Origin of the sequence: Bacillus sp. FSL P2-0099 (assembly GCF_038007445.1) — a bacterium.
Lineage (GTDB): Bacteria > Bacillota > Bacilli > Bacillales > Bacillaceae_G > Bacillus_A > Bacillus_A mycoides.
Genome location: NZ_JBBOXE010000001.1, coordinates 3,027,246 through 3,042,008 on the forward strand (window position 1 = coordinate 3,027,246; position 14,763 = coordinate 3,042,008).

General features: G+C 34.4%; 12 protein-coding genes and 3 pseudogenes. 5 read left to right on the top strand and 10 right to left on the bottom strand.

Going from position 1 to position 14,763, the window contains the following annotated elements:
- Window positions 1-98: 98 nt before the first annotated feature.
- Together MKY90_RS15555 and MKY90_RS15560 are read right to left on the bottom strand one after the other, a co-directional pair.
- The gene (locus tag MKY90_RS15555) at window positions 99-335 is read right to left on the bottom strand and encodes a hypothetical protein (RefSeq protein ID WP_235711993.1); all 237 of its coding nucleotides are present in this window, start codon (window positions 333-335) and stop codon (window positions 99-101) included.
- A complete protein-coding gene (locus MKY90_RS15560; RefSeq protein WP_235711992.1) occupies window positions 287-637 on the bottom strand; it encodes a uridine kinase in 351 nt (116 codons plus the stop codon). The genes MKY90_RS15555 and MKY90_RS15560 overlap by 49 nt, the downstream gene beginning before the upstream one ends.
- Before the next feature lie 367 nt (window positions 638-1,004).
- On the opposite strand from MKY90_RS15560, the gene MKY90_RS15565 reads away from it, so the two are divergent.
- From MKY90_RS15565 to MKY90_RS15580, 4 genes are all read left to right on the top strand, one after another.
- Window positions 1,005-1,691, top strand: coding sequence for a response regulator transcription factor (locus tag MKY90_RS15565; RefSeq protein WP_098168610.1), 687 nt, complete (start codon window positions 1,005-1,007; stop codon window positions 1,689-1,691).
- Window positions 1,688-2,764, top strand: a complete 1,077-nt coding sequence (locus MKY90_RS15570; RefSeq protein ID WP_341091782.1) for a HAMP domain-containing sensor histidine kinase — start codon at window positions 1,688-1,690, stop codon at window positions 2,762-2,764. The genes MKY90_RS15565 and MKY90_RS15570 overlap by 4 nt, the downstream gene beginning before the upstream one ends.
- A gap of 284 nt (window positions 2,765-3,048) precedes the next feature.
- The gene (locus MKY90_RS15575) at window positions 3,049-3,810 is read left to right on the top strand and encodes an ABC transporter ATP-binding protein (protein ID WP_098168608.1); all 762 of its coding nucleotides are present in this window, start codon (window positions 3,049-3,051) and stop codon (window positions 3,808-3,810) included.
- Window positions 3,811-3,826: 16 nt separating this feature from the next.
- Window positions 3,827-5,689 (top strand): FtsX-like permease family protein, encoded by a 1,863-nt coding sequence (locus MKY90_RS15580; RefSeq protein ID WP_098168607.1) that lies wholly within the window; start codon window positions 3,827-3,829, stop codon window positions 5,687-5,689.
- Between the two features lie 326 nt (window positions 5,690-6,015).
- Here the strand turns inward: MKY90_RS15580 and MKY90_RS15585 are convergent, their stop codons facing one another.
- The 7 genes and pseudogenes from MKY90_RS15585 to MKY90_RS15615 form a co-directional block, all read right to left on the bottom strand.
- Window positions 6,016-6,321, bottom strand: a complete 306-nt coding sequence (locus tag MKY90_RS15585; protein WP_341093264.1) for a LysR substrate-binding domain-containing protein — start codon at window positions 6,319-6,321, stop codon at window positions 6,016-6,018.
- 42 nt (window positions 6,322-6,363) lie between these two features.
- Window positions 6,364-6,987 carry a GNAT family N-acetyltransferase gene (locus MKY90_RS15590; RefSeq protein WP_098168606.1) on the bottom strand — a complete coding sequence of 208 codons (624 nt, stop codon included), beginning with the start codon at window positions 6,985-6,987 and terminating at the stop codon, window positions 6,364-6,366.
- Window positions 6,988-7,049: 62 nt separating this feature from the next.
- Entirely contained in the window at window positions 7,050-7,634 is a 585-nt protein-coding gene (locus MKY90_RS15595) for a TetR/AcrR family transcriptional regulator (RefSeq protein ID WP_098168605.1), read from the bottom strand.
- A 480-nt stretch (window positions 7,635-8,114) separates the two neighbouring features.
- Complete coding sequence (locus MKY90_RS15600) at window positions 8,115-9,488, bottom strand: alpha/beta hydrolase family protein (protein ID WP_341091789.1); 1,374 nt, start codon at window positions 9,486-9,488, stop codon at window positions 8,115-8,117.
- A 141-nt stretch (window positions 9,489-9,629) separates the two neighbouring features.
- Window positions 9,630-10,859, bottom strand: coding sequence for an aminopeptidase (locus tag MKY90_RS15605; protein ID WP_341091791.1), 1,230 nt, complete (start codon window positions 10,857-10,859; stop codon window positions 9,630-9,632).
- 789 nt (window positions 10,860-11,648) lie between these two features.
- Window positions 11,649-12,055 (bottom strand): annotated as a pseudogene (locus tag MKY90_RS15610) (transposase); the annotation flags it as partial.
- Between the two features lie 3 nt (window positions 12,056-12,058).
- Window positions 12,059-12,313: pseudogene (locus MKY90_RS15615) on the bottom strand (AraC family transcriptional regulator); the annotation flags it as partial.
- 854 nt (window positions 12,314-13,167) lie between these two features.
- Between MKY90_RS15615 and MKY90_RS15620 the strand changes: the two are divergent.
- Window positions 13,168-13,500, top strand: coding sequence for a DUF1904 family protein (locus tag MKY90_RS15620; protein ID WP_001120967.1), 333 nt, complete (start codon window positions 13,168-13,170; stop codon window positions 13,498-13,500).
- A 249-nt stretch (window positions 13,501-13,749) separates the two neighbouring features.
- Here the strand turns inward: MKY90_RS15620 and MKY90_RS15625 are convergent.
- Window positions 13,750-14,700: pseudogene (locus MKY90_RS15625) on the bottom strand (magnesium transporter CorA family protein).
- Window positions 14,701-14,763: the final 63 nt, after the last annotated feature.

A 14,763-nucleotide genomic window follows, 5' to 3' on the forward strand; every position in this document is an offset into this window, starting at 1 on the left:
AGAATAGCGAATAATTATTAATTAGCCCCCTCTAGTTGTTGAACGTAATGAGCAAATTCTAAAGGCTGTTGCTTTTTTAAATAATAATCTTCTGCTACTCAATATCTATTTTGGTATTTCTTTAATCGCTCTTCCAAATCCCCTATGTATGTATCACGATGAAGTACACGCTCGTATCTTATATCCCTAGGACAATCTAAGAATACTACGTAATCATAAAATGTTTTCCATTCTTCCCTCAAAAGAAAAATGCCTTCAATGATTACAATACTTTTAGGTGTTATCTTTATCGTTCTCTGTGTAAATGTATCTTTTTCCTTGTTGTAAAATGGCAAAGATACTTTTCATTTTGATACAATTTGTCGTATAAGTGTTCTTTTAGATAATTAGTATCCCATTGTAACTGATAATATTCAAACCATTCATCGTGCCCTGTATTATACCTCTTAGCTTTCTCAACAAGATGATCATCTATATGGATAATTACTATATTATCTAAGATATTTTTTAGTTGATGTACTAGTGTCGTTTTCCCAGCACCACTTAAACCATCTATCGCAAGAACAAAGGGCCTATCTACATTATGCTTTTTATACTTTTCTTTTATTTGTTGCTTTAAACATTCCCATTTATCCATTCAATTCATTATCCTTTCTGCCTTTTTTAAACTAAGACAACTTAATTTCCCTTTCACCATATATTCTTATGACAAAATGCTGTAGAAAGCTTAAGAATTCTTAAGAACTTTTTCCCCTTTTTCTTAAGATTTGGATGCTAGTGTATGATTATGAATTCAAACCTGTGAGGGGTTAAGTATGAAAATAGTTAACTTTCTTATTTCATGTATATAATGAACTAGAACTCAGTTGTTGCAGCCCTTTCAAATTCAAGGTTTATTGGAGACAAAATAATTGAAGGGATTAATTTGAAGAAAGTAAGATAGAAATGTCTCTCCTGCTTATGTCTTTAGTTGTTCAATATGAGAAAAAATGTGGAGGAATAATATGGATTCAAAAATTCTTATTGTTGATGATGATAAAGAGATTAGAAATCTTATCTCTGTTTATTTGGAAAATGAAGGACTGAAAACTCAAAAGACAGAAGATGCTATGGAAGCTTTACAACTGTTAGAAGAAAAGGAATTTGATCTTATTATTTTAGATATTATGATGCCAGATATGGATGGTATTGAAGCTTGCATGAAGATTAGGGAAGACCGCAATATGCCTATCATTATGCTATCTGCAAAATCAGAGGATATAGACAAAATTCAGGGTCTAGCCTCTGGTGCCGACGATTATTTATCAAAACCGTTTAACCCATTGGAATTAATCGCTAGGGTAAAATCTCAATTAAGAAGGTTTAAAAAATATAATACAAATACAGATAATGATAAAAGTGTCCTAGAAATTGGTGATTTAGCCGTGAATACAGATACACGTCAAGTATGGGTAAGTGACAAGGAAACAAGGCTAACTCCAAAAGAGTTTGATATACTCGAACTACTTGCCCGTAACAAAGGGATTGTCCTGAGTGTAGCAAAAATATATGAAGCAGTTTGGAAAGATGCTTTTTATAAATCGGATAATACCGTCATGGTGCATATTACAAAAATAAGAGACAAAATTGAAGAGGATTCTAAACATCCTATTTATATTAAAACTGTTTGGGGAATTGGATATAAAATATGAAGAATGTTAGTTTTAGAAATAAGATCATTATAAAACTTCTTGGTGCTGTTGCAGTTAGTTTTTTTATTTCATTTGGTTTAACAATCCTCATTTTGGTATACGTCATAGATCCATTTTTTGTAAAACACGAAGAATTTGGTATGTTTGAATTCAATTTGGCATTGTTGTTCTTATTCGCGTTCGCAATCTTTAACTTTATAATAATTTTTTTGATATTGGTTCGAAAGAAAATAGTATATTTGAAGCTCATTTCGGATAATGTAAATGATATTGCAAATGGAAAACTGGGTTTGACAATTGGGATTAAGGGGAAGGACGAATTGACCCAACTTGCTCAAAATATCAACTATATGTCCAAGGAATTGGAAAATACATTTGAACAAGAAAGACGATTAGAACGTACAAAAAATGAACTTATAACCAATGTATCTCATGACTTACGCACACCGTTAACATCTATTATTGGCTATATAGATTTATTAAAAAGAGGGCAATACAACAGTAAAACACAATTACAGGAATACCTTGAAACCACTTATTCAAAGTCACAGAGACTGAAATATTTAATTGATGAGCTGTTTGAATATACTCGTTTATCAGGCATAGATGCTAAGTTAAACTTTAATGAAGTTGATGTATCAGGTTTGTTGGAGCAAATAGTTGGAGAATACATTCCTATATTTGAAAAGGAAAGTTTAATCGTTCAAAAATCAATAACGGAAGAAACAATACCTATTTTCATGGATGTAGAAAAAATGGTACGTGTATATGAAAATCTGTTTATGAATGCGATAAAGTACAGCATGAAACCATCGGAATTATCCGTCTGTCTTGAACTAATAGGTAATAAAGCAATTTTGAAAGTATCGAATAAAGTCGAGAAGCCACCTGTTAGCGACCCTAATAAATTGTTTGAAAGATTTTTCAGGGGTGATAAGGCAAGAAAAAATGATAAAGGCAATGGACTGGGACTTGCTATCTCAAAAAGAATTGTTGAACTTCATCATGGTAATATACATGCAGAATATAAAGAAGGTTGGATATCCTTTATTGTTGAACATCCCATCAAATAGATTGGCTTATGGAATTACAGGTTCCATAAGCTTTTTTGTATAAAACTTAAGAATTCTTAAGGATTTTACAGGGTGTTTCCTAATTTTCATAGTTTATCATGTATGTATTCAAAGCAATGAGGTGGGTGGAGAAATTAAAAATAAAATTTTCTTTACGGCTTTCAATTGGATACATCGTGACAGCCTTATGGAAAAGGTAGATGCAACATGACTATTTTGTTAGTAGCAAATATGAATAGCAGCTTATTTTAAAGAAATGAAAAAACAAACATAGGAGGATATATATGATAAAACCAGTTGTAGATGTAAAAAACATTCAAAAATTGTACGGTAAAAAAGGTGAGAATCAATCGTACGCGTTAAAAGGTGTATCATTCTCAATTCAAGAGGATGAGTTTGTCGGTATTATGGGGCCATCTGGTTCTGGTAAAACGACATTATTAAATGTAATTTCAACGTTAGATAAAGCAACGGGCGGCGTTGTTGAAATTGCAGGAACAGATATTACGAAAATGAAACAAGGTGAACTTTCTGATTTCCGTTCACAAAAGTTAGGATTCATTTTCCAAGACTTTAACTTATTGGAGAACTTATCTATTTACGAAAACATCGCTCTTCCACTTTCCCTTCAAGGTGTTTCATCACGAAATATTGGACAGAAAGTAGAAAAAGTAGCTGCTATGTTAGGCATTTCAGCAATACTTCAAAAGTATCCATCTGAAGTATCTGGTGGACAGAAGCAACGTTCAGCAGCAGCGCGCGCGTTAGTTCATGAACCAGCAATTATTTTAGGGGACGAGCCAACAGGAGCTCTTGATTCTAAAAATGCAACGAGTTTACTTGATGCCATGACAAGCTTAAATAAAGTGCAAGGTGTATCTATTATGATGGTTACGCATGATCCTTACAGCGCAAGTTACTGTCAGCGTATTTTATTCATTCAAGATGGTGAGTTATATAAAGAAATTTATCGTGGTGGTACCCGTGAAGAATTCTATAAAGAAATTTTAGACGTGCTTGCAAACTTAGGCACACAAAAAGCGTAAGGAAGGAAGTTCAATCATGTTATTTAAGCTTTCTATGTCAGGCCTAAAAAGTAAGTTGCAAGATTACATTGTTTTACTTGTTGGTCTTATTGTCTCTATTTCAACTTTTTATATGTTTCAAACGTTATCACTAAATAAAGCGTTCCTTGAATCCAATCCACATGCTGTTACGGTTGCAATTGCATTCCAAATCGGTTCCTTTTTATTAGCAATTGTAACGTTTTTCTATATTTTATATGCAAATTCTTTCTTATTATCTCTTCGCCAAAAAGAATTTGGTATGTATATGATGTTAGGGGCAAAAAAGCATAAAGTTACCTCACTTATGTTTATCGAAACAATCGTAATAGGTGCCGCATCTCTTGCAATCGGAATCGCAGTTGGTGTAGGGCTTGCAGAAGGTATTGGTCAGTTATTAATGAAGCAGTTGGAATTCTCTGGTGAAGATTATAAAGCATTTTATATTCCATCTATAACTGTTACTTGCCTCTTTTTCTTTGCACTATTTATAGTATCAGCAATCATGAATAGTATGAAATTATCTCGTATTTCTGTATTACAACTTGTACATGCAGATGCAAAAACAGAGCGTATCGCTGTAAAAGGAAAAATGACAGGTGTAGTTGCATTCCTTGGTCTGATTTTTCTAGGTATTGGGTATGCATCACTGATCCATATAGCACATTTACAGGAAAAAGAGCTATTAACCGTACCTAAATTCATGGGTATTGGATTAATCACAGCAACAGTCGGTACTTACATGTTATTTGGGTCACTTCTCCCAGTTATGCTTAACAAGATAAAGAGTAATAAAAAACGTCGTGAAAAAGGGTTGAATGCTTTTACTTTTGCACAATTGAATTTCCGAATTAATAGCCTAACACGGGTGCTTGCAACGGTAGCAATCCTAGTGGCTCTTGGCGCTGGTGGAATTGCGTGTGGTATGGCATTTAAAAATAATGTTCTAAAGACGACTGATAAAGAAAAAGTTTACGATTCAGTCGTTCATAATCCAACAGCGGAAGAAAAGAAAATTTTGAGTGGCATCTTATTTCAAGAGAAGTTTGAATATCGCTACAAAGTAGATGATCAGTATGTGTATTATATAAAAGAAGATGTAGAGAAAAATCGTCCTTTAGCACAAGATAGTGAAAATAGGAAGAAGATGAAAGTTTCAGAGGAATTTCCTAAGGATGCATTTACATTGCCAAAACAACTATATAAACTGTATAACGATGATACGAAAACAAAACAATGGAAAGAAGCTTTCTTCACAATCCAGCCAACTTATATGTATCCTGATCATGAAATAAAAATTATAGACCCAAACATATACGATAGTATGAAGGCTAAAGAAAATACTGTGTTTATTGGGAAAACAGATGATTTTGGAGCACACTTAAAAGAATGGAAAAAGCTTGATGAATTACAGGTAGCGAAATATAAAAATGTGAAAGTGGAAGAATTAGGTAGTACGTATCAAATGTATAATCAGAGTCATGGTATGGCCAGTGGATTCATGTTTATGGGCTTCTTCGTTGGAATTGCGTTCTTAGCAATGATGGCAAGTTGCCTAATGTTTAAAATTCTATCTGGCGCATCGAAAGACAGCAAACGTTATCAAATGCTTCGTAAAATCGGTGTCCGCCGGGGGTTATTAACACAATCGATTTATAAAGAGTTATTCTTCATATTCTTAGTACCGGCAATTGTGGGTATTGCTCATATATTAGTTGGTATGAACATGTTCGGTCCGCTTTTGATTGATCCGTATTTCAGAATTTGGTTGCCACTTGTCATTTTCGTAGTAATTTACTTAATTTACTATTTGATTACAGTTCAATTGTATAAAAGAATTGTACTTCCGAAAGAAAATTAGTTTTATAAAACATACAAAATGTTAAACTCATAAAGCCCAGTAATATCGGTACCTATGTATGATATTACTGGGTTTTTATTTGGATATTCAACGGCATATTTTACAAATTATATAAATACCTAAAATTAGTTTTATTTTTATATATGGGGTAGCAACACATCGCTATCAAGCTAGTGAAAAAAACACCTCAAAAACAGTAAAATTGATATTTCTGGGTAAAAATGTACAAAAATCTTATTTGGGGTCGTAATAAACTTTTTAAGTTGATGGATATGGGGTTCTACATTTTATGCGTACTAAAACAATCTTCAATAATCAAAATTAGGTTACATAGTTTTTTCATTTTTCATCTCAACAAATCTCTGTAAAACAGCCGAAAAACGTACATCTTTTCTCATAATATAATAAGTTGGTACTTTAGAATATTTCTCAGGTAAATCAACCATGATTGATTTGACCATGACAGCAATGCCCATTCTAGCCTTCACACAACCATTAATCGCTTCAATTGTACCGAATTCTATCACTCGCTTTAGATAGATGGTTGCTTTTTTTAACCACTTATCTACTCTATTTCGAAAGAAACGGCCTCTACTATAATTGACATTGAATGAGCTTAGCTTGATAGTGATGTGGCGGTAGCCCTGTTACTATCCTAATACGGTACAACTTTTTTATAAATGGTTGTAAGGTTCTACGTTTTTGACCATTCTGTACAACGATAACTTTGGTTTATTAATTTCACTTGTAATCTGGTAGCCTAACCTCTGATACAATTTAATGGCAAGTTGGTTCTCTTTCTTTACCGTCAGAGAGCATTTGTCAAAGCCTTGCAGGGAAGCCTGTTCCTCGGCAAACTCAAGTAGTCTGGTACCTATCCCCAGTCCCCGACTTTCGGGCAATAAGGCGATTGTTCCGATGTGAAACTCATCATCTTCTCCCTCCTTCAAGGTAATCATGGAATAAAGCATTTCGATATTCAGAATGTTATAAAAAATAAAACCCAACTTTCGGAATGAAAGCAGCTGTTTAAAAGTGGGCCCGGCAAGACGATTTAAAACGGGGATGGGATAGCAAGTAATCATCCCTAAAGTTTTCCCGTCCATTTGAGCTTCATAAGCGTATTGATGACTGAAACGGTTGTTCCCCTGCCGCCATAGCTTAGAAAATGTCTCTTCGACTGTGTTCTTCTCCTCAGATCCTGCAAGTGAAAACGCCATGTATTCCAATGCCATTACATTTAGCTGGGCACCGACTATGGATTGATGAACAGCCTTTACAATAGAGATTTGATTCATTTCCCAGTACTCCTTTTCGCTTTCTATATTATTGATGTTAATTATCATGGATTTGTATCATTTCACTTCCCTCTCGACTCATCCTTAGCTTTGAAACCATAATAAAATGTATTTAAAACAAGCCCTGCAGCAGATTTTTTAGCCACATTTCCTTCATGTACCTGTTCCCAGGTATGGAAAACTAAGGCATAAAGCGTATTCAAAATCCATTCGCTGCTAACCGTTTGCTGAAAGTAACCTCTTTGTTGTAACAACTCAATAACGCGTCGTATAGGTTCCCTCAGCTTCTCTTCAGCTTCACCTAATTCTTTGTTGTTAAATACAGATGCATCATGACCTAGAAAATAGATTTTGTCACCTAAAGGGATTAATGCTTCAATGAGTTCTGGAATATAGTTTTCGCTTCTTTCCTCATCCAGTGGGATTTGGTTTACGGTATCACTTACCAGTTGTATAGCCCGATGACCCAAGAACAGCATCAATTTCTCTCTGCTTTCGACGTAGCGATGGAGTGTAGCAATGCCAATTCCCGCATATTCCGCAATTTCATTCATCGAAGCAGTAGGATTTTCAACAAGCAATATAGTAGCCGAATCAAGAATTGCGTTAAATCTCGCTTCCTTTAACGTTGATAAGTCTTTCTTCATCGTCAATCTCTCCCTTTTTATATATAAAGTCGTCATTTTTTGATAGATAAATATATCATTTGATATTATGATAAACAATCTCAAACAAAGTGTCCAGCTGCTGAATGTAGCTTTCCAAAAGAATTATATTACTGAAACTGATAGTACTTTGAATGTTTCATTTTTAGCATTTCATTATTTAGATGACGATGAAGAAATTAATTTTTTGATGTAATAAATACAAAAGCCAAAGGAATTGGTACGAGTCGCTTTCTTAGTAGAGAAAATGATCACATTAGCTGGGTTTCTTAAGCTATTTATCACGATGTTCCCTTGTGATATTTTATTTTTTTCACTAATACAGTTATCCTTCTCGCTAATTTTCCCAGCATTTTTTCATGAAGAATTAATAATTACAGTAATTTTTCTACTGATATTGAATCCATTTGCACTTCATTTAATTACTGAATATTTTATAATGAAGGTACTTTCTGCATAAAGTTATCGGTTTACTTTAAAATTCACTTCCGGGTATTTGGTCATCAGCCTTTTAAGGGTTGAGCCATCATCCTTCTGTTTTACATACTGGTCAAAAAATGCCAGGCTGAATTCGTTGATAATGCGATGAACTTCCTTTGGATTTTCACCTGGGCTCTGCAACAGTGGGGAAAACAAATGTAAATCAGTAAAGCTTGTATGATCTGTATGAGGAATGACCATTGACATACCACCGCCAGCTAACCCACGCCCATATCGCTCCGTCACTTTATCGGGATCTGCTTCATCAGGCTCTACTGCACTCATGAGCAGAAATGGTTTTCCAATCCCACTTTCAGGTAAAATCTCCCCATACAAAGCGCCATCCATATTGATAGCTGCTTTGACACGAGAATCTTTTGCAAGTATTTGTGCTGCGGTAGCTCCACCATAAGAGTGCCCAAACATTCCAATTCGTGAGGTATCAAGCCTTCCTGTAAAGAAGCCGGTCTCATCGTTTTGGTTAAGTTTCTCTATCTGATTAAGCACAAAGGTGACATCTTCCTCCCATAATTTTATGTGGCTATCCCCTGCGGCATCAGTTAAATTGAAGGGCTGTACGTAAGCAACTCGACCATCTGGAAAGACGGTAGCTGCAGTATCAAAGGTATGATCGATACTTAGAACAATATAGCCTTGACTAGCCAACTCCTCAACTTCAAACGTGTTTTGATTACGAAAACCATTAAAACCATGAGAGAAAAGTAATATGGGATAATGATTCTCTGAGTCTGAGAGTTGTAAATTCATAAACGAATGAGATTTTACCAATTCCAAGTGGCTGAATGCAAATGCAGAAATGGACAATGTTTTTTCCAATCCCTTGGAGAGCTCATTTATATTACGAATATAAGGTTCTTGGTCCCCCTTGCTTTTTTCAGCTGCAGGATACCAAATTTGCACCATCAGTTCGCGCCGATCGGTTGGATTTTTCGAATATGGTTCATTTCTCTGATGATCAATCCAATGATATACCTTCGTACCGACCCTATGTGGGCCAGTTGGTTCTTCAAATGAAAATACTGGCATAAGTAAGGGTAGCGCAACTGCTACAGACAAATAGATGCAAAACAACAAAGTTTCAACTATGAATATACCCCGGCTTCTAAAGTCCTTTTTCCACCCAGCTAATAAATAGCATAAAATCAAGATAACTGGGGATGCATATGCCGGAATCATCTGCCATCTAAAACCTTCTACCAATAGCTGAACTGTAACCATTACAACAGCAACCAAAGTAGCTAATTTAGACCACTTTTTCGTTTCTCTGCCTATTAACAGTATCCAACTCAATAGACTAAAATTCACAACTATCAAAACGATTTCCCAGAAATTCATTGGCCTATCTCCTTTAAATGCATTTTACTTCTAATTAAAGAGGTAATTTTCAATCCGAACAAAAACATATGAAACACCTATATAGTTGCACCAACTATGCTTAATAATCGTTTCATATACTCCTTTCTTCAAATTAAAAACTTAAAATGCCCAGCTACCTTTACGGAAAATCGGCTCTACAGTTCCATCTGGTAAAATACCATCGATATCCATCTCACTGCTGCCAATCATAAAGTCCTCATGTGTTACTGAAATATTTGCACCTAACGTTTCGAGTTGATCGTTTTCTAAATCCCTTCCATCCTCTAAGCAAGTTGGGTAAGCTTTACCAATCGCTAAATGGTTCGATGCATTTTCATCAAACAATGTATTAAAATATAAAATCCCCGATGCTGAAATTGGCGATTCATGTGGTACAAGTGCTATCTCACCTAAATAGCAAGAGCCTTCATCCACATTAATAAGCTCCTGTAATAAATCATATCCTATCTGTGCTTCAGCTTTAATAATTTTTCCTTCTTCAAATGTCAGTTTAAAACCGTCGATAATATTCCCTTGATAAACTAATGGTTTTGTATTGCTTACATAGCCATTTACACCTTGTTTCATCGGTAACGTATAAACCTCTTCCGTCGGCATATTAGCTATAAAGATAGTATCATCTGGCGTTTTACCACCTCCAGTAATCCATTTATGCTCTGGTGCTAATGCAATTGTTAAATCAGTACCTGGTGCTGTATAGTGAAGCTTCGCATATTTTTTATTGTTCAGTAGGACCGCACGAAATTCTAAATTTGTTACATGTTCACGCCATTTTTCAACAGCATTGCCTTCACCGATACGAACAGTTTTAAAAATACCCTCCCATAATGCTGGTACTTGATCCTCAACTGCTAAATTCGGGAACACCTTCGATGCCCACTTTGATGAAGGAACTGCTACCATCGACCAAGCTATTAAATCCTTCATTACGGCGTTGCGATTGTTTCCTAGAGCAGCTCCTGATACCTTTTGATAGGTAGCTAGACGATTAGCTGAAATACCTGCAAATTTATCAGGGTCTGTAGCATCTATTATTAATAGTGCGCCTTTACGTTCAATCAGCTCATCATTCATTTTGACTATCCATTCTGGGAAACGATTAAATTCCTCATCTGAGGCATAATCAAAGTAAGCACGATCCATTTCCTCATCAGAAAAATTAACATGAACACGCCCTGCCCCAGCCTTATAGGCCTCTTTCACAACTAAACGAACGAAATCCAATGCATCCACTGATGTATTGACTAATAAGTATTGCCCTGGTTGAATATTGACACCAATTTTCACCGTAAGTTCTGCATATGCTTGTAATTTTTCTTCAAAAGTCATATTATTTACCTCGCTTTTATCCAATAATTTTTGAATTCCCCTTACTAGCTTGCCTTCATACCATACTTTGTGAATAGGTTTTTCAGGATTTTCTCTTGTCTATTTTTACGTTTTTCATCAAGACACGATAACAACCAATAGATTTTTCAATTCATTATTTATCTCTTGAAATTAATGTAGTTACTATACGAAAATATATTTTAATGAGTTTCGGTGTTTTTACCAAATAATCCAATCCAAGGGTATCAAGCACTACATAAATTTATAGCGTTCTTTATTGTGAAAGCTCACTCATTGCTTCCCAACCTTTTCAATGCTGCACCTATAGGCTTTCCACCAATGAGGCGTTTAACAATTTCAATCACACCTTTCTCTGTATAAAGTCATTTTTGATAGATAATACTATCATTCAATACAAATATAAATCATTTAAAGTTAATTATCAAGCCGTTAAACTTATTTTTTCAAATTATTGGTAGAAAACTAAGTGAAGCTGGATTCTATCTAAGTGAGCGATAACGGAAAGATCTTTATGCACACAGTACGAAATTACTGCTAAATATTAACGAGCCGATATACCCTTTCTTAACTGGGTAAAAATTGGATTTTTTGTTTCAAAATTTACTTAGCGTATATTTTCGTTAAAATGTGGGTGGTACCCCATCGCCATCAAGCTAAGCTAATATAAGTTTAATTTCACGTGAAATTTTTTCGTTTTTCTAAAGACCAATGTAAGTTCTTTAAAGATTTGCATGCCAAATAAACCCTATCAGGTTTCAGTTTTTTGGATTACGCTACATGACTGTGAGACATAGAAAAGTTGTATACGACGCCTAAGATATCAAAGACTGTTTTCTTCTCATACCTATGGGATTTTCGTCCTTTTTTCTGTAAGAGATTAAACAGACGAAAGAGAATCTTTGTTAATTCTTGGGTGTCTTTTTGTAAAGATTGATAAATAAGTGGAAAATAATCTTTGATGATATAAATTGCTTTATATTCACTTAATTCTCGTTTCTTCTTGATGAGGAGTAATTGGCGCATTTGAAAAATGGTGGAGGAACAAAGAAGGATACTTATTAATTGTCCGTATAAGTGACATTCTAGTCGTTCTAATTTTACAGAATTACAGTGATGAATACAAAAAATGATTTCCATGTTTTAAAAATAAGTTCAATTTGCCAGCGTAAGGAGTAACAGTTTATTTCACCAAGCATTTTATGGGCTAATGTCATTTTTGCACCCCCATGTATAACTTTTCCTGGGGAAAGGGTATACGGCGTACCATTAAATTGAAATTGCGTCTTCCCTGTAAGCGGAAATACAAATCCTGGGAAATAGTCTGTAGACTCAGCATAAGGCACACCTGGATTTTTAGCATAACGATATACTCCTTCTACTCGGAAAGGATTATTGGCAAGATACTCTGCTAACTCATTCACGTCCAACTTCACAATGCACGCCTCATTTCAATAATAGTTTTCTTGTAATTCGCGAGATTAATTGGTGTACATTCTGGGCAACGCTAAACTAAAAATAGGACATACGACTTAACAAGATCTGGTTACTAACCTATAAATATATTGTTTTTCATTTATTTAGTCTACTGTTAAGCAGCTTTATTGAAAGTTAGAAATTCAACCTTCTTCTCCTAATTATACCATTCGTAAGAATAATTTGTTATGATCTGTGAGTGTATATTCTATTCATATCGAGTCGACATAATGTCCTATTATCAGTAGTAAGGACAAGGAGGAATCTTCCCCTTACAAGGGAACCTCCTTTCTTTTTCTATCGATCTATACATTTTTTATACATTCCTATCCTGGCACGGTTTTATGGTTCTTTTTTGTTGTTGGATCAATAAAAAAACTGTATTAAATCTTGCATACTCCTAGAGGTCACTATATATGAACGCTACGTATTTGACTTTCTCAATGACCAACATTACTTAACGTGGTAAAATAGTATTCGGATGGGAATCCAATTTTATTAAAATTAAAGTGGTTATCAAGTCGGAGGAAGGCATCTTAGGATGTCTTTTCTTTTTAAAATATATAAGCGTACCATCCCTTTCCTAATAGAGGCCTCCCCTCATGCCTCCTTACAGGGAGAATGATAAGGCTTTTTTTATTTACCCAATTACCGAGCTCTCAAATATTTTAAATAGTTACAATACATGTATTGCTTCAATAACATATGATTATTCTTAAGAATGTCATTGAAATGTACCAATAGATGTTAGTACAGCAAAATAAATTGTGTTATGATGTGAGCAAATATAAAGCTATCTAACGGAGGGATTCACATGCCGCATGTTGTGTTTCGTGGAATTACTACTGAACAATTAAAACGCATAAGCAAGCCATTAGTAGAAGAGCTCGCAGAGATCTGTGAGTGTGGTACGGATAATTTTACGTTGGAACTACCAAGTTCTACGTTTGTATTCAATGGAGAAGAAATAGAAGCGTTTCCTCTTATTGAAGTGAAATGGTTCGAGCGTGGACAGGAAATTCGTGATCGATTTGCCAAGGCCATTACTACATATGTAATGGATTTTGGACTTCCAGAAGTAGAGGTTGTATTTACGGTTTTCACAGAATCAGCGTATTATATTAACGGGAAGCATTGTGCAAGTTAGAGCTATTTGAAAGATTTTTGTAACATTTATAAGAGGTAGAACCACATTGCCATCAAGCTAAGAAAAGCAAATATCCAAAAACAAAATAATGACCTCAATTCTCATAGACAACTATCTGTGAAGAGATAAAATTTTTGTTTTGGTGGACATCAAAATATTAGCTTGGTGGATATATGGCACTACCCCAATTAATAAATATTACTAACCATATATCTAGGTTAATATCTATCATATTTTTTAAAAACAGGACTAATTAGATTTAAAAAAAGATTTCTTTTTCTTTACTCGTAATAAATCACCTGTCCATCCTTTGACTCGGATATATAAATACATACCCCCTGTTGTGAAAATAATAAATAAGAGAGCGATTAAATAGCTATATTTCCATTCTAGTTCAGGCATGTATTTAAAATTCATACCCCACAATGCTCCTAAGGCTGTCAAAGGCGTACTCACAGCAGTTAATACAGTAAGAGCTTTCATAATTTCATTCCCACGATGAGAAGAAACCACTTCTTGTAAATGAATCATCGTGTCTAATTCTTCTTGATACTCTTTAACAAGTTGTAATCCACGCTCTAATTTCAAGTGTGTTTGTTTATAACAAAGAGTTTTTGTTATATTTTCTAACCAAGCTTCCTCCAAGCCTTGTAACACCTCTTGTATTAAACGAAACACATGTGTGTTCATAAATAATTCATGACGAATATGATAAATTTTTTCTAAAACTGCTATGTTATTATGATGATAAAAATCCCATAATACATTTCTAAAATGGTTTTCAAAATAGTCAACTTCTCGCAAATAGTGAGATATAAACATTGATAAGATGGCACATAATCCTTCAGCGGAACTATTACAATTTTTTGTACCCATAGGGAAATTATGTATTAACTTTTGGAAATCCTCTTCCTCTTTTTCCTGGACCGTTATCAATATTCCATGAGCTACGAAATAATGAAGAAATTTTTGAATTTTGGCGTCCTTTTTATCTTGATCATATAAAAACGAACCATATACACAAGTTTAACTTGGTGATAACGTATAAACATATAATCCATTTTCACAAGGAGAACTTATTTTCTTTACAAATTGAGAGAAATAAGATGTTACATCACGAGGGATTATAGAAGAAAGTTTTTCAAGCTCACTAGTTTTCACATGATACCAATTCCATTTCGGCATTTTTATGCATTCCATATTATTCTTCCTTTCTGAATAGTTTTATGTTTGATCGAATAATATCCGTAAAATGAAATTTGT

What these genes read in the sequence shown, in the direction of transcription:
- MKY90_RS15565 (WP_098168610.1), top strand. Translation starts at nt 1,005, where the DNA reads ATGGATTCAAAAATTCTTATTGTTGATGATGATAAAGAGATTAGAAAT.
- MKY90_RS15605 (WP_341091791.1), bottom strand. Translation starts at nt 10,859, where the DNA reads ATGACTTTTGAAGAAAAATTACAAGCATATGCAGAACTTACGGTGAAA.
- MKY90_RS15570 (WP_341091782.1), top strand. Translation starts at nt 1,688, where the DNA reads ATGAAGAATGTTAGTTTTAGAAATAAGATCATTATAAAACTTCTTGGT.
- MKY90_RS15600 (WP_341091789.1), bottom strand. Translation starts at nt 9,488, where the DNA reads ATGAATTTCTGGGAAATCGTTTTGATAGTTGTGAATTTTAGTCTATTG.
- MKY90_RS15580 (WP_098168607.1), top strand. Translation starts at nt 3,827, where the DNA reads ATGTTATTTAAGCTTTCTATGTCAGGCCTAAAAAGTAAGTTGCAAGAT.
- MKY90_RS15575 (WP_098168608.1), top strand. Translation starts at nt 3,049, where the DNA reads ATGATAAAACCAGTTGTAGATGTAAAAAACATTCAAAAATTGTACGGT.
- MKY90_RS15590 (WP_098168606.1), bottom strand. Translation starts at nt 6,987, where the DNA reads ATGAATCAAATCTCTATTGTAAAGGCTGTTCATCAATCCATAGTCGGT.
- MKY90_RS15620 (WP_001120967.1), top strand. Translation starts at nt 13,168, where the DNA reads ATGCCGCATGTTGTGTTTCGTGGAATTACTACTGAACAATTAAAACGC.
- MKY90_RS15595 (WP_098168605.1), bottom strand. Translation starts at nt 7,634, where the DNA reads ATGAAGAAAGACTTATCAACGTTAAAGGAAGCGAGATTTAACGCAATT.
- MKY90_RS15560 (WP_235711992.1), bottom strand. Translation starts at nt 637, where the DNA reads ATGGATAAATGGGAATGTTTAAAGCAACAAATAAAAGAAAAGTATAAA.